Annotated in this window: 12 protein-coding genes; 9 read left to right on the top strand and 3 right to left on the bottom strand. The window is 68.5% G+C overall.

What is annotated here, in order from left to right:
• Positions 1 to 67 precede the first annotated feature (67 nt).
• Both AruCF_RS24725 and AruCF_RS24720 read left to right on the top strand, forming a co-directional pair.
• Positions 68 to 667: a nitroreductase family protein gene (locus AruCF_RS24725; protein WP_049071904.1), complete on the top strand. Its 600-nt coding sequence runs from the start codon at positions 68 to 70 to the stop codon at positions 665 to 667.
• Positions 668 to 874: 207 nt separating this feature from the next.
• Positions 875 to 1,489 carry a hypothetical protein gene (locus tag AruCF_RS24720; RefSeq protein WP_049071906.1) on the top strand — a complete coding sequence of 205 codons (615 nt, stop codon included), beginning with the start codon at positions 875 to 877 and terminating at the stop codon, positions 1,487 to 1,489.
• Between the two features lie 14 nt (positions 1,490 to 1,503).
• Here AruCF_RS24720 and AruCF_RS24715 read toward each other — a convergent pair whose 3' ends face one another.
• The gene (locus AruCF_RS24715; RefSeq protein WP_049071909.1) at positions 1,504 to 2,436 is read right to left on the bottom strand and encodes a hypothetical protein; all 933 of its coding nucleotides are present in this window, start codon (positions 2,434 to 2,436) and stop codon (positions 1,504 to 1,506) included.
• A gap of 298 nt (positions 2,437 to 2,734) precedes the next feature.
• Here AruCF_RS24715 and proA point away from each other — a divergent pair, with 298 nt between their 5' ends.
• The 5 genes from proA (at position 2,735) to AruCF_RS24690 (ending at position 14,016) form a co-directional block, all read left to right on the top strand.
• A complete protein-coding gene (proA, locus tag AruCF_RS24710) occupies positions 2,735 to 8,722 on the top strand; it encodes an anti-phage protein ProA (RefSeq protein ID WP_049071910.1) in 5,988 nt (1,995 codons plus the stop codon).
• A gap of 401 nt (positions 8,723 to 9,123) precedes the next feature.
• Complete coding sequence (locus AruCF_RS24705; protein ID WP_049071912.1) at positions 9,124 to 9,852, top strand: META and DUF4377 domain-containing protein; 729 nt, start codon at positions 9,124 to 9,126, stop codon at positions 9,850 to 9,852.
• Between the two features lie 148 nt (positions 9,853 to 10,000).
• The gene (locus tag AruCF_RS24700; protein WP_006389156.1) at positions 10,001 to 10,528 is read left to right on the top strand and encodes a sigma-70 family RNA polymerase sigma factor; all 528 of its coding nucleotides are present in this window, start codon (positions 10,001 to 10,003) and stop codon (positions 10,526 to 10,528) included.
• A 6-nt stretch (positions 10,529 to 10,534) separates the two neighbouring features.
• Positions 10,535 to 11,485, top strand: a complete 951-nt coding sequence (locus AruCF_RS24695; RefSeq protein WP_049071923.1) for a FecR domain-containing protein — start codon at positions 10,535 to 10,537, stop codon at positions 11,483 to 11,485.
• Positions 11,486 to 11,571: 86 nt separating this feature from the next.
• The gene (locus AruCF_RS24690) at positions 11,572 to 14,016 is read left to right on the top strand and encodes a TonB-dependent siderophore receptor (RefSeq protein WP_049071925.1); all 2,445 of its coding nucleotides are present in this window, start codon (positions 11,572 to 11,574) and stop codon (positions 14,014 to 14,016) included.
• Between the two features lie 24 nt (positions 14,017 to 14,040).
• Here AruCF_RS24690 and AruCF_RS24685 read toward each other — a convergent pair whose 3' ends face one another.
• A complete protein-coding gene (locus tag AruCF_RS24685; RefSeq protein WP_302473432.1) occupies positions 14,041 to 15,177 on the bottom strand; it encodes a M48 family metallopeptidase in 1,137 nt (378 codons plus the stop codon).
• Positions 15,110 to 16,285: a YjgN family protein gene (locus AruCF_RS24680; RefSeq protein ID WP_049071930.1), complete on the bottom strand. Its 1,176-nt coding sequence runs from the start codon at positions 16,283 to 16,285 to the stop codon at positions 15,110 to 15,112. Before AruCF_RS24680 ends, AruCF_RS24685 begins: the two co-directional genes overlap by 68 nt.
• A gap of 262 nt (positions 16,286 to 16,547) precedes the next feature.
• Here AruCF_RS24680 and AruCF_RS24675 point away from each other — a divergent pair, with 262 nt between their 5' ends.
• Positions 16,548 to 17,603, top strand: a complete 1,056-nt coding sequence (locus tag AruCF_RS24675; protein WP_049071933.1) for a hypothetical protein — start codon at positions 16,548 to 16,550, stop codon at positions 17,601 to 17,603.
• Between the two features lie 185 nt (positions 17,604 to 17,788).
• Complete coding sequence (locus AruCF_RS24670) at positions 17,789 to 18,304, top strand: sigma-70 family RNA polymerase sigma factor (protein WP_313037638.1); 516 nt, start codon at positions 17,789 to 17,791, stop codon at positions 18,302 to 18,304.
• Position 18,305 lies beyond the last annotated feature (1 nt).

The following is an 18,305-nucleotide window of genomic DNA, read 5'->3' as shown; positions in this document are numbered from 1 at the left end:
GCGATGGCGGCCAGTAGAATTTGCTCACTCCCTACCCCTCTATCTACCAGTCGAAAGGCATATCCTCATGAGCAACGCATACCTCGACGCACTGAAGAAGCGCCGCACGCAGTATTCGCTGGGCCGCAACCTGTCCGCCTCGAAAGAGGAACTGGCGTCCCTGATCCAGGAAGCGATCAAGCACAGCCCCTCGTCGTTCAATTCGCAGAGCTCGCGCGCCGTGATCCTGTTCGGCGCCGAAAGCGACAAGCTGTGGAACCTGGCCATCGAGGAAGTGCGCAAGGTCGCTCCGGCCGAGAGCTTCCCCCAGACCGAAGCCAAGCTCAAGAGCTTTGCCGCTGGCGTGGGCACCGTGCTGTTCTTTGAAGACCAGGACGTGGTGCGCAGCCTGCAAGAGAAATTCGCGCTGTACGCCGACAACTTCCCGGTGTGGTCGGAACAGGCGGGCGGCATGGCCCAGCTGTCGGTCTGGACCGCGCTGGCCAACGCCGGCGTGGGCGCCAGCCTGCAGCACTACAACCCGCTGATCGACGCCGCCGTGGCGCGTGAATGGAATGTGCCCGCCAGCTGGAAGCTGCGCGCGCAGATGCCGTTCGGCTCCAATGAAAACGGCTTTGGCGAAAAGGCCTTCATGGACGACGCCGAGCGCTTCCGCGTGTTCGGCTGATCCGGCGGGCGCCAGGCGCGCCCGGCTTCGGACCGCAAGACCCGCACATCCCGTTCACGGGATCTGCGGGTTTTTTCATGCAATGCGCCCGTCCGGCATGGATCGGGAAAACCCGCGGGCCCTGCGGACACGCCAGCGGCCTGGGGCCTGTCGGGGCTGCGGACAGGCATAATCCCAGGTTTTGTCCGTATCCAGAAAGGCCCCGCCGTGACCGACGCCGTCCCCATCAGCCAAGCCGACTACGACCTGCCCCTAGAAACGCTGGAGGCCCATCTGCTGGCGCAGCGCCAGCGCGCCGCCGACGTGGTCAACGCGGCCACGCGCACCTGGACCTGGATCCGCCATGGGTCGTTCCTGGCGTCCATCGTCATCGTCGGCATCGAGAAGCTGACCACCGGCAAGGTGGGCGCCCACACCGCCGTGTTCGCCAGCGTGATGCTGTTGATGGCGCTGAGCTTCATCGCCGCCGCCAAGACGCGCCGCATCATCAAGGGCCTGGGCAACGGCCAGCCCACGCCCAAGTGGGTGCTCAAGCGCATGATCCGCAAGACCATCTTCAAGGGCGCCGCCAGCCTGAAGGGATCGGCGCGTTTTTATGCGGACCGCTTCGTGCTGGATCAGAATGGCAGCCATTTCGAGTCCGCCTACGAGAACGACAAGATCGAATTGATCGCGCTGACGCCGGATTATCTGCAGATCATTCCGGTGCAGCGCCCGGACGTGCCGGACGAGGTGTATTTCATTCCGCTGGCGCAGGTCGGCCAGCCCGAGGAACTGCTGAAGTTCCTGGGCGGCAAGCCGAACTACGTGGATGCGGCCTGAGGGCCGGCGCGGGTCTACTCGTAGGCCCGCTTCTGCGTTGACCACTTGAACGTGCGCTTCCACTTGCCGCCCTGCTGGCGCAACTGGATGTCGAAGTAACCACCCGTCTTGCCCGGCAGCATCACCAGCGCGTTGCTGGCGTCGGATTCGTCGTGTTCGCGCGTGCCGTCCGGGTTCCAGTCGCCGGCGATGCTCTTGACGAACGACATGGGCTGGGCGAACACCACTTCCAGGGCCGCGCCCTCGATGCGGAACAGGTACAGCGCCTCGAAGTCGGCGCCGCCGCCGGCGTAGCCTTCGCTCCAGCCGGCGCGCAGGCCGAAGGCGGTGGCGTCGGGGGAGATGCGGTAGGGCGCCAGGTCGAAGCGCTTCCAGCTTTCGGGCGTGGACAGCATCGGCGCGCCGGCATCCTGCATCGCCAGGTCCATGGGCGGGTCGATGTCGGTGTCGCTCCAGTCGGTCGGCGTCGTCACCGGCGCCTCGGTGCGGGCCACCAGCCGGGGCGCCGCGCCGGGCGCCGATTCGAATACCCCGACCCACACTTCATTCTTGTCCTGGTCGCGCGACAGGTTGGCGCAATCGCCGCCGCCGAACTGCTTGAGCCGTTCCGCGCGTTCGGCGCTGGCCGCCAGGCACACCAGCGCGACATAGGATCCGGGGCGCTGCGGCCAGGCCTTGGCGCCGGCCACGAGCAGGCGCTTGGGATTCTGGCCAGGCGCCAGCTGCCGCAGCAGGAAAGCGTCGCTGAAGCCCGGCGGCAGTGGCGCGCCCAGGCCGTCGGGCCGGGGCGCGCCGCTCATCTGGCTGTCGTACATCTTGCGGGCGTCCTGCGTCTTGATGGCGCCGGGCACCTGGTCCAGGGATTGCACCCGGGTGTCGGCGCGCGCCATCGGGGCGTGCAGGGCAAGGGCCAGCGGGCAGAGCAGCAAAGCGGCGCGGATACGCATCGGCGTGGCCCGGCGGCGAGCCGGGCGGTAGTGGGATTGCGCGATTATCGCTGAACGCCGCTGACACGCCCCCGTCGGCTTCAGTCTGTTTTCCAGCTCCCCCTTCTTGAAGATCGCGCGGCCCTCGGCGCAGGCCAGGTAATCGACCAAGGCCTGCGCCCGCGGGTTGGCAGGGGGGGCGTGGCGCGCGAGCGGCGCGGCTTCCGCCTGCTGTGAACGTGGGGGGCGGCCGCGAATATTCCTTCGATTCGGTCTATAGTCCCTGCCCAATGGCGATGAACCGAGCAGAGAGCGATCGATGGACAAGCGACTAGAGCTGGAACCCGCGGCGATTCAGGAGGGTGCGGCGCATGCCACCGGGCCGGCCAGCCCGGCCCCGGGCACGCCGGACGCGGTCGCGATCGAGATCGAGGCCGATCCGACGCTGGGCTACGCGTCGATCCAGAACGCGGTGCCGGTCCTGCGCTCGCTGCGACTGACCAACCGCTCGCAGGAGACGTTCGAGGACGTCGAGGTCCACATCCGTTGCAATCCGGCCTTCGCGCAGCCCGTGCGGCTGCGCTTCGACGCGCTGGTGCCGGGCGAAATCCGCCGCATCGCGCCGCTGGACCTGGCGCCCGACCATGCCTACCTGGCCGAGCTGCAGGAGGCCCAGCGCGCCGCCATCGAGGTGACGGCGCTGGCCGGCGGGCGCGAAGTGGGCCGGGCCGCGCAGCCCGTGGCGGTGCTGGCCTATGACCAGTGGGCCGGCACGCGCGCCCTGCCGGAACTGCTGGCCGCGTTCTCCATGCCCAACAACCCGGCCGTGGATGGCTTGATCGGCAAGGCCGCCCGGCTGCTGCGCGAGCAGCACAACGACCTGACCATGAACGGCTACCAATCCAAGAGCCGCGACGTGGTCTGGAAACAGGTGTCGGCGATCTACAGCACGCTGGCGGCCGAATCGCTGCATTACGCCGAGCCGCCCGCGTCGTTCGGCGTCGACGGCCAGAAGATCCGCACGCCCGATCGCATCCTGGAGGCCCGCGTGGCCACCTGCCTGGATCTGGCCATGCTGTTCTCGTCCTGCCTGGAGCAGGCCGGGCTGCGTCCCGTGATCCTGATGAAGGAAGGCCACGCCTGGGTGGGGGTGTGGCTGCATCCGGCCTGCTTCGCCGACCCGCTGACCGATGACGTGCAGGCCGTGCGCAAGCGCGTGGACAGCGGCGAGTTCCTGGCGTTCGAAACCACGGGCATCGCCCAGCATCCGAATTTCCGGCCGTCGCTGCGGCTGGCGTTGGAACAGGGCGCGGCCCACCTGCGTGAAGACGACGCTTTCCGCTATGCCATCGACGTGCATCGCGCGCGCGAATTGCAGATCAAGCCGCTGCCGTCGCGCGCCGGCGCCACGGCGCCGGAGGGGGCCGACGCCGCCGAGGCGCCCGCCGCGATCGAGCCGACGCCCGACCTGCCGCCGCTGGACCCGGAATTCGTCATCAGCCTGGAGCCGGCCGACGACAGCCCCGAGGGCCGCCTGGCCAAATGGAAGTCGCGCCTGCTGGACCTGACGCTGCGCAACCGCCTGCTGAATTTCAAGAACACCAAGTCGACGCTGCCGCTGGTGGCGCCCGACCTGGCCCGCCTGGAAGACGCCATTGCCGATGGCAGCGAGTTCCGCATCCGTCCGTTGCCGGCGGCCTTGATGGAGGGCGGCGATCCGCGCGTGGCGCAGGTGCATGTCGACCGTGGCGGCCGCGCGCCGCTGGACGACATGGCGCTGGAGGCCCTGGGCAACCAGGAGCTGATCGCGCGCGTGCCGCAGGAGGCGCTGGATGCCAACCTGCTGACCCTCTTCGGCGCCGCCCGCACCGGCCTGGAGGAGGGCGGCGCCAATACGCTGTACCTGGCGATGGGCATGTTGCGCTGGACCGAGCATCCCGCCGCCGAGAGCGCCCACCTGGCGCCGCTGATCCTGATGCCGGTGTCGCTGCAGCGCCAGTCGGTGCGCAGCGGTTTCCGGCTGCTGCGGCATGACGATGAGACCATCATCAATCCGACCTTGTTGCAGATGCTGCGCAACAACTACGAGTTGCGCATCCCCGGCCTGGACGTGCTGCCGACCGACGACAAGGGCGTGGATGTGGCGCGAGTGCTGCAGGCGTTCCGACTGGCGGTGCGCGAGATCGCCGGTTGGGAAGTGCTGGAGCAGGTGCATCTGGGGATCTTCTCGTTCACCAAGTACCTGATGTGGAAGGACCTGCAGGACCGCAGCGGCCAGCTCAAGGCCAACCGCGTGGTGCGGCACCTGATCGACCATCCCGGCCAGGCCTTCGCACAGGAGCCCTGGGATCCGCGTTTCGAGCGCCTGGACGACAGCTACCGGCCGCAGGACCTGTTGACGCCGCTGTTGTCGGATTCTTCGCAATTGAAGGCGATCTGCGCGGTCGACGCCGGCCGCGACCTGGTGCTGGAAGGTCCGCCCGGCACCGGCAAGAGCCAGACCATCACCAACCTGATCGCGCACCTGCTGGCGCGCGGCAAGACCGTGCTGTTCGTGTCGGAAAAAATGGCGGCGCTGGAGGTGGTTCACCGGCGCCTGGCCAACATCGGGCTGGCGCCGTTCTGCCTGGAGCTGCATTCGTCCAAGGCGCGCAAATCCGAAGTGCTGCAGCAGCTTGGCCGGGCGCTGGAACTGGGCGGCCAGCGCACCAGCGAGGAGTGGAACCGCGAGGCCGAACGCCTGGGCGTGTTGCGCCAGGAGCTGAACGGACTGGTCGAAGCGCTGCATCAGCGCCACGCCAACGGCCTGACGGTCTATGACGCCATCGGCACCTGCATCCAGCACGCTGGCCGGGAGGCGTCGCCGATGTACTGGCCCGATGCCCAGGCGCACGACGAGAAGGACCTGGAGCGGCTGCGCGAGGCGGCGCGGCGCATGTCGACGTTGTCCGGGGAGCTGGGGGCGCTGCACGGCCACGCGCTGGCGCACATCGGCATGACCGAGTGGAGCCCGAGCTGGCAGGACGCGCTGCTGGCGGCGGCTCAGGCGCTGGACCAGGCGGTGGACGCGTTCAAGACCTGCGTGGAGGCCGCCGGCGAGGAACTGGGCGTGCCGGCCGCGGGCTTGAGCCTGGACGCCTACGCGCGCCTGGACACGCTGATCGACGTCCTGCTGGCCGCGCCGCAGGTGCCCACCGGCCTGGCCGCGCAGGCGCATGACCCGGCCGCGCGCCTGCGGGTGCAGGCCCTGGCCCGCCATGGCCTGGCGCGCAATGCGCATTGGGCCGAGGTCGGCGCGCAATGGCAGGCGCGGCTGGCCGACCTGGACGCGGCGGCGCTGCGGGCGCAATGGCAGGCCGCCTGCGCCGCCTGGTGGCCCAAGTCGGTCTTCGCCAGGCGTGGGGTGCGCAAACGCCTGGCGGCGCTGCGCGTCGATGCGCGCCGTCCGGACGACGCCGCCATTGCCGCGATGCTGGAACCGCTGGCGCGGGTCAACGCCGAGGACCGCGAACTGGCGGCGCTCAAGGCCGATGCCGAGCGCCTGTTGCAGCATGACTATGCCGGGCTGGACACGGATTGGGAGCAGGTCGGGCGCCACGAGCAGTGGGCCGAACATTTTGCCGAGGCGGTCGCGCTGATGGCCGGCGACCCGGCCATGGCGTCCGCGCTGCGCACGCGCCTGCAGCCGTTGGTGGGCGAGAACCGCGCCTTGCTGCAGCCGGGCGCCGCGCTCGGCCAGCGCCTGCTCGACGCCCGCAACGCGTGGCGCGGGCTGCGCGATCAACTGGCCGTGGTGGAGGCGCTGGCGCATCCCGCCGCGCCGTTGGCGGGCCTGCCGCAGGACAGCGGCGCGCTCGAACGCCTCCAGGGCGTGCTGGCCGGATGGCGGCTCAACAGACAGAGCCTGATGCCGTGGTGCGTCTGGCGCCAGGCACGCGAACAGGCGGTCGGCATGCAGTTGCAGGGGCTTGTGGCCACGCTGGAGGCGGGGCGCGTGCCGCTGGCCGGGGTCGAGGCGCATTTCGAATTCAGTTATCGCAACTGGTGGGTCAAGAAGGTCATTGACCGGTCGCCGTTGCTGCGTTCGTTTTCCAGCGCCGACCACGATCGCAAGATCCGCGAGTTCCGCCTGGCCGACGACCGCTTCCAGCAGCTCACCTCGGCCTATATCGCGGCATTGCTGGCCGGCAAGGTGCCTGCCAACAACGCCGTCCTGGTCAGTCCCGACAGTGAGCTGGGCCTGTTGCGCCGCGAATTGCAGAAGAAGACGCGCCACGTGCCGGTGCGCCAGCTGATGCAGCGCCTGCCTTCGCTGCTGCCGCGCCTCAAGCCCTGCCTGTTGATGTCGCCGCTGTCTGTCGCGCAATACCTGGATGCCGGTCACTCGCAGTTCGACGTGGTGGTGTTCGACGAAGCCTCGCAGATTCCGGTGTGGGATTCGATCGGCGCCATCGCGCGCGGCCAGCAACTGGTGGTGGTGGGCGATACCAAGCAGCTGCCGCCCACCAGTTTCTTCAGCAAGTCCGCCAACGATGACGACGGCGCCGGCGACGATGGCCAGGTGGAAGACCTGGAGAGCATCCTGGACGAATGCCTGGGCGCCGACATGAACCGCCTGCGGCTGCAGTGGCATTACCGCAGTCGCCACGAAAGCCTGATCACGTTCAGCAACGTGACCTACTACGATTCGCAGCTGATCACCTTCCCGTCGCCGGTCACCGACGACGTGGCGGTGCGGCTGGAACGCGTGGCCGGCGTCTACGACCGCGGCGGCAGCCGCAGCAACCGCGCCGAGGCCGAGGCCATCGTCCAGGGTATCGAGCAGCATTACCTGGACCCGGCGCGCCGCCGCCAGAGCCTGGGCGTGGTGACGTTCAACCAGCCGCAGCAGTCGCTCATCGAAACCCTGCTGGACGCGCGCCGGCGCGCCAATGCCGCCCTGGACAAGGCGATTTCGGCGCAGGCGCGCGAGCCGTTGTTCATCAAGAACCTGGAGAACGTGCAGGGCGATGAACGCGACGTGATCTATTTCTCGATCACCTACGGCCCCGACGCGGCCGGCAAGATGACGATGAACTTCGGCCCGCTCAATGGCGAGGGCGGCCATCGCCGCCTGAACGTGGCGATCTCGCGGGCCCGCGAAGGCGTGGTGATCTACAGCACGCTGCTGCCGCAGCAGATCGACCTGTCGCGCGTGCGCGCCGCCGGCGTGCGCGACCTGAAGCATTACCTGGAGTTTGCGTTGAAGGGGCCGCGCGCGCTGGTGGAACAGTCGCTGCCCACCGGCCGCGAACCCGACAGCCCCTTCGAGGCGCAGGTCATCAAGGTGCTGCGCGAGCGCGGCTGGGTGGTGCATCCGCAGGTCGGCTGCTCGGGCTACCGCATCGACATGGGCGTGGTGGATCCGCGCGCGCCCGGCCGCTACCTGCTGGGCATCGAGTGCGATGGCCGCGCCTACCACGCCGGCGCCACCGCGCGCGACCGCGACCGGCTGCGGCAAGTGGTGCTGGAAGGCCTGGGGTGGCGCCTGCACCGGATCTGGTCGACCGACTGGTGGATTAATCCCGAACGCGAAGTGGAAAAGCTGCTGGCGCGCCTGGAGGCGGAACTGGCGCGCGAGGAGGAGGAGGCCGCGCCGGAGCCGGAAGTCGCGCCCGAGGCGCCGGACGCCGCGGACGACGACGTGGCATTCAGCATCACCACCGAGGGCGAGGCGCAGCCGCGCCAGGCCGATCCGGCAGGCGCGCCGGCGGGCGGCATCGCGACCTACGCGGTGGCCGCGCTGCCAGCGGGCGATGCGCAGGCGTTCTACGTCCAGGCCAGCAACGCGCGGCTGAGCGCCGAATTGCGCCAGGTGATCGAGACCGAAGGCCCCTTGCCGGAAAGCGTGCTGCATCGCCGGGTGGCGCGGGCCTGGGGCCTGGAGCGCACCGGCACGCGCATCGTCGAGCGCCTGCGGCAGCTGACACCGGCAGACATCGGCCGCACGCAAGAAGGCGAGGTCACGTTCCTCTGGCCCGCGGGCACGCGGGCGGCGGACTGGGCGGGTTTTCGCGGCGCCGGCGACGATGAGGCCTCGCGCCGCCGCGTCGACGACGTCTGCCTGGAGGAGCTGGCCAACGGCGTGTTGCGGGTGCTGGCCATGACCGGCAACGCCCCGCGCGCGGATGTGATCAAGTCGGTCTGCCGCCTGCTGGGCCAGTCGCGCACCCCGGCGGACGCCGAGGCGCGGCTGGGCCAGGCGCTGGCGGCGCTGCTGGCGCAAGGCCGGGTGCGCGAGGACGCTGGCATGCTGCGGGTGGATTGAGGCACCGCGGCGTGCCTCGGGCAAGAACGCCGCAAAACGCTGCATCACTGTGTGCAATGTTGCGGTTGGCGCGACGCGTAAGTGTCAGTCTGTAATCACCCGGCGGGACACGAGCGGCCCGCGCCGCGCCCTGCCATTCGTGGCGCCGCCGCAGGAGCGGCGCGGGGCGGACGCAGCCTTTGGTGTCAGCTTGCGTTCAGTCGGACGGCAAGATTTTGATACGTCCGAGGGCAGGACTCGCCTATTTCGTCCATGGCGCGGACGTAGAATCGCGGTTTTCATCAGTGCCACACGGCTGATAGGAACAAACCATGAAAAAGACAATTCTCCTGGCGTCGGTCTGCGCCGCCTTGCTGCAGGCTTGCGCACCGGTTTCCCACACTGGCGAAGGATCTTCCACCATGTCCACCTCTTCCTCGACGCCCGCCGCCAACGCATTGAGCCTGCCGGCCTACTACTGGCGCCTGGTGTCGGCCACCGAGGCCTCGGGCAAGTCCATCCCCGCGCTGCAGAAGGGCGTTGAGCAGCCCCTGCGCCTGTCGTTCACGGCCGACGCGCTGAACGTGCGCGGCGGCTGCAACACGCAGTTCGGCGGCTACACCTACAAGGACGGCGTGCTGCGCGTGGCCAATCTGGCCTCGACCATGAAGGCCTGCGAGCCGGCCCTGATGCAACTGGATGCCGAGATCGGCCAGCGCCTGAAGGGCGACCTGCGCGCCACGCTCGGTGGCGAATCCACCGAACCGACCCTGGAACTGGTGGCGCAGGACGGCAGCGTGCTGAAGTTCGTCGGCGAGCCGACGCCGGAAACCCTGTACGGCAGCGCCGGCGAAATCATGTTCCTGGAAGTGGCGCCCAAGCGCGTCGATTGCAGCCATCCCATGATTCCGCGCTACCAGTGCCTGATGGTGCGCGAGCGCCGCTACAACGAGGCCGGCGTGCAACTGCCGCCGCAGGAAGACTGGCACCCGCTGTACCAGTCGATCGAAGGTTACGATCACCGTGATGGCGTGCGCACCGTGCTGCGCGTCAAGCGCTACGACTGGAAGAACCCGCCGGCCGACGCGCCCTCGAAGGTGTACGTGCTGGACATGGTGGTCGAGCAGGACGCCTCGGGCAAGAAGAAGTAAACGCCGGCCGCGCCCATCCGGGCGCGGCGCCTCAAGCGGCTCCTCGCGCGCCCCGGTCGCGGAAAGGGAAGGCGGCGGATTGAATGCCTTCATCAATAATGATTACAATTCCCATTCCCGAAATTCACAAGGCGCTGACGCGACGGCCATGTCGTCCACGGAATCCCTGGAGCACCGCGAGCTGGGCAGGCTCTATCGCGACCATCACGGCTGGCTGCGCGGCTGGCTGCTGCGGCGCCTGAACGTGCCGGCCGAGGCCGCCGACCTGGCCCAGGACACCTTCCTGCGGCTGCTGGCCTCGCCGGCGTCGATGGCGCAATTGCAGGGCGTGCGGCAGCCGCGCAGCTTCCTGGCCACGGTGGCGCAGCGCACGCTGGTCGACCACATCCGCCGCCAGGTGCTCGAACGCGCCTGGCTCGAAACCCTGGCGCAGCAGCCCGAGGCCAGCGCCATATCGCCCGAGACCCGGGCCATCCTGCTCGAGACCATCCGCGAGATCGACGCCATGCTGCACGGCCTGGGCGACAAGGTGCGGCGCGCCTTCCTGATGTCCCAGCTGGAAGGGGCCAGCTACGCCGAGATCGCCGCCCGCCTGGGTGTGACGGTCAGCTCCATCAAGAAGTACATGGCGCGCGCCACCGAGCATTGCCTGGTGTACGCGCTGGCCCGGCAGTAGGCGGCCATGGCGGACAAGACCATCGCCGCGGCGGCGCAATGGTACGCGCGGCTCTGCGCGGACGACGTCAGCGCGGCCGACGTGGCGGCGCATGGGCGCTGGCTGGCGGCCGATCCCGAACATGCGCGCATCTGGAGGCAGGTGGAACGGTTGCGCGGCACGCTGGGAGCCGCGCCGGCGCGCCTGGCTGCCGACACGCTCAATCGTGCCGACCAGCATTTCTCGCGCCGCCGCGCCGCATTGCGCAACGGACTGGGCGCGGTGGCGCTGCTGGGCGCCGGCGGGCTGGCGGCCTGGCGCACCCTGCCGATGGAGCGGATGCTGGCCGACTACCGCACCGGGGCGGGCGAGCGCCGCGAACTGCGGTTGGCGGACGGCACCTTGCTCTGGCTGGACAGCGCCAGCGCGGTCGACGTGACCGTCGACGCCGGCCAGCGGCGCATCTTCGTGCATGCCGGCGAGATCCTGGTCGATACCGACAACGTCCGTCCCGGCCTGCCGCCCTTGCGCGTGCTCACCGCGCACGGCGCGGTGCGGCCCTTGGGCACGCGTTTCATCGTCACGCGGCAGGATGACCTGACGCGGGTCGCGGTGCTGCGCCATGCGGTGGCGCTGGAACCCGCGACGGGCGGCGCGCCCGTGATCCTGAAGGCGGGCGAGCAGGGCACGCTGGCGCCGGCGGGGGCGCAGGCGGCCGGCGCCATCACCGGCGAGCCCGACGCCTGGACGCGGGGCCTGCTGGTGGTCGACAACTGGCGCTTGGACGACTTCATCGCCCGGCTCGACCGTTATCGGCCCGGGCTGCTGCGATGCGACGATGCCGTGGCGGCGCTGCGCCTGTCGGGGGCGTTTCCCGTCGACGACACCGACCAGGCGCTGGCCGCCGTGACGCGTGCGCTGCCCGTGAACATCGCGCGCTTTACCCGTTATTACGTCCGCATCGTCGCCCGCCACTGATTTTTTTCGCTCGGCATTGTCCTTTTTCCGCACTCGTCCGACTTAGCAGGGATTACGTCGGATCTGCCACACGGAAACCTGAGTCCATGCCTTCTGTACCCTTGCTTCGTCACTCCGCCAAACTCGCGCCCCTGGCGCGCGCCCTTGTCATCGCATTGACCACCCTGGGCGCCACGCCGTCCGCGCAGGCGCAGGCCGTTCCTGGCGTGCAGGCGTCGCGCCACTACGAGGTGCCGCCCGGCCCGCTGGGCCTGGCGCTGAGCCGGTTCGCCGCCCAGGCCGGGGTGGTGCTGTCGTTCGACGCCACGCTCACCCAGGGCCGCCAGAGCGCCGGCCTGCGGGGCGACTATGGCGTGGCCGCGGGCCTGGCGGCGATGCTGTCGGGCACCGGGCTGGAGGCCGTCAACCAGGGCGGCAACCGCTATGGCCTGCGCGCCGCCAATGCGCAGACCCTGGCGCCGGTCGAAGTGCTGGGCGCGCGCGAACCCGTCCCGAGCGAAGGCACCGATTCGTACACGGTCGGCGTGTCGAACACCGCCACCCGGCTGCCGATGACGCTGCGCGAGACGCCGCAGTCGGTCTCGGTGATGACGCGCCAGCGGCTCACCGACCAGGGCCTGAACACGCTGGAAGACGCCATCGTCAACACCCCGGGCCTGACCTTCAAGAAGAAGGGCTCGGCCGACGACAACGAGAAGGGCCTGTATGCGCGCGGCATGGAAATCACCAACATGCAGGTCGACGGCGTGCCGACCCACAAGGACTTCAATGCCCTGGGGCTGGACACGGCGCTGTATGACCGCATCGAAGTGGTGCGCGGTTCCACCGGCCTGCTGAGCGGCGCGGGCAACCCGGCCGCCTCCATCAACCTGGTGCGCAAGCGGCCGACCCGCGAGTTCGAGGCCGGCGTCGGCGCCAGCATCGGGTCATGGGACTACAAGCGCACCGAGTTCGACCTGGGCAGCCCGCTGGATGCGTCGGGCAAGCTGCGCGGGCGGCTGGTGGGCGCCTGGCAGGAGGGCGGCTCGTTCATCGACCGCGTCAAGCAGGATTCGCAGCTGCTGTATGGCGTCATCGAGGCGGACCTGACCGAACGCACCCTGCTGACCCTGGGCGCGGAATACCAGCGCAAGAAGTGCACGGCGTGCTCGTACTTCGGCTTTCCCGCGTACTACGCCGATGGTTCCAAGACCGATTTTCGGCAACGGTTCAATTCCGCCACCAACTGGAGCCGCCAGGAACGCACGCGCTACAACGTCTTCGCCACGCTCGACCACGAGTTCTCGTCATCATGGAAGGGGTCGCTGACGCTGTCGCGCACCGGCGACGACAATGACCGCACCTATGGCTGGTTCAGCAGCAACGGCTGGGCCAATCCGCAGACCGGGCAGGGCGCCTCGGTCTGGGTCGCCAAATGGCCGATCCCCAAGACCCAGAACGCGCTGGACGCCAGCCTCAGCGGCGCCTTCGACGCGCTGGGCCGCCGCCACGACCTGGTGCTGGGCGTGAGCCTGTCGCGCACCCGGGGCGACTACGATACCTATCCGCTATGGACCGCGCCCGGCTATGACCCGGTCATCCCGGACGTGCGCGCCTGGGATGGCGACATGCCGCAACCGCAGTGGCAAGCCACCGGCAAGCGCTACTACACCGAGAAGCAGAACGCGGTCTATGGCGCACTGCGCCTGCGGCCGACCGACGCGCTGTCGGTGATCCTGGGCTCGCGCGTCACCTGGTGGGACCAGCAGGCCTCCTACACCTACAACGATGGCTCGGCCTATCCGGACAACATGCGCGAGCAGGGCGTGTACACGCCGTATGCCGGCGTGGTCTACGACCTGACGCCGACGCTGTCCGCCTATGCCAGCTACACCAGCATCTTCCTGCCGCAACAGGCCCAGACCGTGTCGGGCAGCGGCATTGCGCCGATCAAGGGCAATACCTACGAGATCGGCCTGAAGAGCGCCTGGCTGGACGGCCGCCTGAACGGCGCGCTGGCGCTGTTCCGCACCCGCCAGGACAACTACGCCATGCTGGACGGCGACAAGCTGGCCCCCAATGGCGACAACGCCTATGTCGCCGCCAACGGCGCGGTGCTGCGCGGCGTCGAAGCCGAGCTCAGCGGCGAGCTCGCGCCCGGTTGGCAAATGCAGTTGTCGTACGCCTACGTCGACCGCCGCCTGCCGACGGGCTTCTCGACCCAGGTCGGGCTGCCGCGCCACATCGCCAAGCTGTACACCACCTACCGCCTGTCGGGCGACTGGAGCGCCCTGACCGTCGGCGGCGGCGTGCGCTGGGAAAGCCAGAGCGGCTTCACCAGCCGCGGCCCCGGCGGGCAGCAATTCGATTCCTCGCAGAGCAGCTATGCGCTGGTCGACCTGATGGCGCGTTACCAGTTCAACCGCCAATGGTCGGCCACGCTGAACCTGAACAACGTGCTGGACAAGAAGTACTACGCCAGCACCAACGTCTACAGCAATTACTACGGGGCGCCGTTCAGTGCGATGCTGGGGGTGAATTACCGGTATTGATCGGCTTGTCTTGCAATACGCGAGTTATCGGCCTTCCAGCATCAGGCGCGTGCGTTCTTCGGTCGATGGATGGCTGGAAAGCCAGTTCGGGGTGGTGCCAGCCACTCTGGACTGCGCCGCCAGGTCTTGCAGCAGCTTTGCCAGCAACGCAGGGTCCTTGCCGGTCTTGCGCATGAGCGCGACGGCGGTGGCGTCGGCATCCCGCTCGAAATCGCGAGAGTAGGACAGGTCCAGCAGCCCCGTGCCCAGCACGCTGGCTTGGTGCAGCAGGCTGGAGGCATCACCGGTCAAGAACAGCGCCACGGTCGACAGGCCCGCCAGGCGGCCAAGACGGCGTATGCCGTGGCGGTGCTGGATGTGGCCGAGTTCATGGGCCAACACGCCCGCAAGGGCCTGGGCTGTTCCGGCCAGGCGCGCCAGTTCGTCCGTGACGATGACGGGGCCGCCCGGCAGCGCCATCGCGTTGGCGCCCACCAACGGGCCGCCTTGGCGGAACAACAACTGCGGCGGCGTCGCGCCCAGGTCGGCGTGTACCACGAGTTCATCGAATACGGCCTGGATGGCCCGCCGGGTGTCGGGGGCGAGTTGGCTAGGGCGCAGCACGAGGCGATCGAGCGTATGCAGGACGTTGGCGCCGATGCGCGCTTCGGTGGCGGGGGGAACGGTGCGTGCAAGGCTGTCGCCCAGCCAGGGAATGGTCCAGCGCAGGCTGACGACGAACGCCAGGGTAGCCAAAGCCGCCAGTCCAAGCGCGGCCAGATTGAGGCGTTCCAGGCGATGCAGCAGCTGGCTGCGGCGGCCGAGCAGGCGTTCCAGGCGGTCGACCTGATCGTTGTCATCGGTTTCGAAGACGCTGTCGTCGGGCAGCGTGGCACGCCGGGCTGTCGTGCCGATACGGCTGGACCATCGCAGCACGCCGGCCGGCAGCGTGCGGCGCGCCTGGCCGTGCAGCAACGACACGGAGCCATCCGCCTGCCATTGCAGGCTCGCCGGATGGCTGGCCGCGCTGCCGGCGGCGTAGAGCCGGCCGTGGATGATGACCGATACGGCGTCGCCTGGCGACGCCGGGGAGCCCGCCGGCTCATCCGGGTGGTCAGAGGGCCGAGACACCGTCAAAACCTTCGAGCTGGCTGAACTCGGCACCGAAGGCGCCGGGGACATGGGCCAGTTGCCGTGACACGAATTCATCCAGGCCAGGCGCCGCCAGCACGGTGATGCGCTGCGTCACGTAGCGATACTGGCGCACGCGCGCCCAGGGGTAGGCCAGCCCCAGCGTCAATATGCTGGCCGCGATGCCGGACAGGGTGATCCAGGTGTAGCGCCAGGGCGCCACGGCGCTGTGCAACCGGTGCCTGCCTTGTAGCGTGCATCGGTTGAGAATTTCATTGTGGGCGCAGGCGCCGTAGTACAACGCGGCTACGATCAGCGCGGCGTAGAGTGTCGCGAGCAGAACGGGGAAAACGGAGAGGAACATGTGCGGTCCGGCCGAAGGATGGCGATGCGACGGGTCGGTAAGCCCCCGCAGCATTTCGGTAAACGAGAACTCGGGATTTGCGGCCTGACCGACCCATTGCGCGGCCAACATTCCGACCAGGCAGACGACTATGAATATGCCCATGCCGCGCAGCAATCCGGCATACAGGATCGCCAGGCGAGGGGCGCTGAAGAAGGCGGCGTAGCCGTAACGGTGGCCTCCCGCCACATAGCTGGCACGTTGTTGCGTGGCCAGCGGGGTCAGCAGCCCGAGCGTGAAGATAGAGAGCAGCGGCAGACATACGAAGACGAGCAGCGCGCGTCCGTAGCTGCCCTGAAAGCCGAACCGCACGTTGCTCCAGGAGGTCATGTACGCGCGGAAACCCAGGCTGGCATTGACCAGCCATGGTACGGCCAGCAGGATGAAGATCGATAGCAGCCGTTCGGCACGCGGCCATACCGCGCCGATGAGCGAGACAGCGGCGATGATTGCAATGGCGAGCAGGCGCCCTTTGAATATCTGCCCGCCCGTGGCGTGATAGTCGAACCCGGCGCCTGCCAGGTAGGTGTGGCCGCGGAACCAGCGCATCGTCCTGACCTTGGCCCAGGCCGACCAGATGCCCAAGGTGCATAGCGTCAACAGGACATTCACCGCCCACACGCCAAAGTAATCACGCGCGCGGCCGCGGAACTGCAGCGGCAGCGCTTGTGACGCTTCGTCGGGCGCCGATGGGAAGGGGGGCGTGCCGCTGGCAGCGTGGGTGCCCGCAGGGGCGGGGGAGGGAAATTGCGACATCGGACTATCTCGGGAATGGCTAACGAAGGGCTTCGCGGATCGTAGCGATGCAGGCATCGGCGATGCCATCGGATAGGTCTGCTATTGGGACGCGGTCCTCGCGGTTTAGGATAGGTCCGCTACGTTGCCCGGGGCTGGACGCGCCATTCAGTACACTTGCCGGTGCGATGATCTCCGGGCGGTTGCCTCCCGCAAGGCGCGCCGCAGCCACGCGGGCGGGGCGTCCGCCCTTGCGCCAACGATATTCCACGGATTCCCTGCCATGCCCGCTGCCCACCCCACGCTTGCCACCGCGCTGCGCACCCCGGTCGTCTCCGCCGACGACGCGGAAACACTAGACGGCTTTTTCAAGCGGCCTGAGGTGCGCGCGTTTTACGAAGATGCCTTGGCGTCCGCGCACACCGCCGCCAGCCTGCGGTTCTGCGCCGAACTGCTGCCGTCCCTGCACCCCAGCCGGGCAGCGGCGCTGGCGCTGATGTGCGGCTCGCTGGTGGAGGACGGCGCCGATCCCGTGCTGCTGTTCCCCGCGTTGCAGGCGTTGCTGGGCCCGTGGTTGCGGACCCTGCGGCCGTATTGCGCGCTGGAGGTCGAGGATGACGACGACGAGGTCGAGGAGGCCGACCGCCTGGCCTGGAAAGACGCGGTGGCGCGGCTTGAAGCCATTCCCGAGGACCGGCGCTGGGAACTCGATGCGCAGGTCGCCGCCATCGACACCCTGGTGCTGCCGATGATGGCCATGCTGATGCGCGACCAGCGCAATCACCAGGCCTTCGTCGCCGACGCAGAACTGATGGACCTCCTGTACGCCATGACCACGCTCAACGACAACCTGCCGTTCGAGCAACTGCATTACCTGTGGCTGGCCTCGCGCATCAGTTACGAGGAAGAACTCGTGGTGGTGTTGCCTACCTCCGGCACGGGCTTCGTGGCGCGGGCGCATGGCATCAACAACAATTTCCACGCCTTCACGCTGTTGCAGAACCTGATGCGCGACCACGTCCAGGCCCTGGGCGTGCGCCGCGAGATCGCCGCGCGCGAGCCCGACGCCGAGCGCGACAGCGCCGATTTCCAGTGGTTGCAGGCCGATGCCTATGCGAATGGCGCGCTCGTCAACGACATGCGTTTCGCCTGGGGCGAGGCGGCGCTGCGCGACAACCTGGCCAGGCACGGCAAGCGCATGCTGATCGCGCTGGAGACCGAGGACGGCATGCAGCGCAACTGGTCGGGCTTCAACGGCGCGATCCACGACGCGCAGCAACCGTCGATGACGTTCGTGCGTTATCTGACAGCGGATGAGGTAGCGGCGTACCTGACCTGAGCGGCGGACAGCGGGCCGCGCGGACGGAGGGCGACGAGGCGGGCGGCACGACGCGGTGCAACAGATGAGCAACGGATGTTTCTCTTGTCTTGCGCAGCGCTTTTCGTCCACATAGCATTGAAACTCATTTTTATTTGAGTTCCTCAAGACGCTCGCCGGTCGCTCGCGTCGGAATGAAGTGGATCGTGACTGCAGCCTATCCCCTGGTCTCGGCCGTCAAGGCGCTCTATGTCGACCATCACGGTTGGCTCACTTCCTGGCTGCGCCGCCGGTTGGGATGTCCGGAGCAGGCGGCGGATCTGGCCCATGACACTTTCCTGCGGCTGCTGACGGCCAGGGTTCCTCCCGCCGAACTGGTCGAGCCGCGGGCCTGGCTGACCACGGCCGCGCGCCGGCTGATGCTCGACCGCCTGCGGCGCCAGCGCGTCGAACAGGCCTATCTCGAAGCCATGACGCTGGCGGCGGATGCCTTGCCGCAAGGGGCGCCATCACCCGAGGCGCTGATGAGCGCGATACAGGCGGTGGAGCAGCTGGCAGCCGCGCTGGCTGCGCTGGCGCCGAAAGGGCGCGAGGCGTTCCTGTTGCATTACCTGGAAGACCACAGCCAGTTGGTGGTGGCCGAGCGTCTCGGAATCTCCGTGCGGATGGTGCAGAAGTATCTGGCGCAGGGGCTGCTGCGTTGTCACCGGGTGCTGGCCTGAT

It is taken from the genome of Achromobacter ruhlandii, assembly GCF_002082135.1.
GTDB lineage: Bacteria > Pseudomonadota > Gammaproteobacteria > Burkholderiales > Burkholderiaceae_B > Achromobacter > Achromobacter ruhlandii.
Note: the sequence above shows the minus strand (reverse complement) of the source record. Positions and strands in the feature narration are given on the sequence as shown.

Excerpts from the sequence above, each read along its gene's own strand:
- AruCF_RS24725 (WP_049071904.1), top strand. The coding sequence starts at position 68 with ATGAGCAACGCATACCTCGACGCACTGAAGAAGCGCCGCACGCAGTAT.
- AruCF_RS24715 (WP_049071909.1), bottom strand. The coding sequence starts at position 2,436 with ATGCGTATCCGCGCCGCTTTGCTGCTCTGCCCGCTGGCCCTTGCCCTG.
- proA (WP_049071910.1), top strand. The coding sequence starts at position 2,735 with ATGGACAAGCGACTAGAGCTGGAACCCGCGGCGATTCAGGAGGGTGCG.
- AruCF_RS24705 (WP_049071912.1), top strand. The coding sequence starts at position 9,124 with ATGTCCACCTCTTCCTCGACGCCCGCCGCCAACGCATTGAGCCTGCCG.
- AruCF_RS24700 (WP_006389156.1), top strand. The coding sequence starts at position 10,001 with ATGTCGTCCACGGAATCCCTGGAGCACCGCGAGCTGGGCAGGCTCTAT.
- AruCF_RS24695 (WP_049071923.1), top strand. The coding sequence starts at position 10,535 with ATGGCGGACAAGACCATCGCCGCGGCGGCGCAATGGTACGCGCGGCTC.
- AruCF_RS24690 (WP_049071925.1), top strand. The coding sequence starts at position 11,572 with ATGCCTTCTGTACCCTTGCTTCGTCACTCCGCCAAACTCGCGCCCCTG.
- AruCF_RS24685 (WP_302473432.1), bottom strand. The coding sequence starts at position 15,177 with ATGTCCCCGGCGCCTTCGGTGCCGAGTTCAGCCAGCTCGAAGGTTTTG.
- AruCF_RS24680 (WP_049071930.1), bottom strand. The coding sequence starts at position 16,285 with ATGTCGCAATTTCCCTCCCCCGCCCCTGCGGGCACCCACGCTGCCAGC.
- AruCF_RS24675 (WP_049071933.1), top strand. The coding sequence starts at position 16,548 with ATGCCCGCTGCCCACCCCACGCTTGCCACCGCGCTGCGCACCCCGGTC.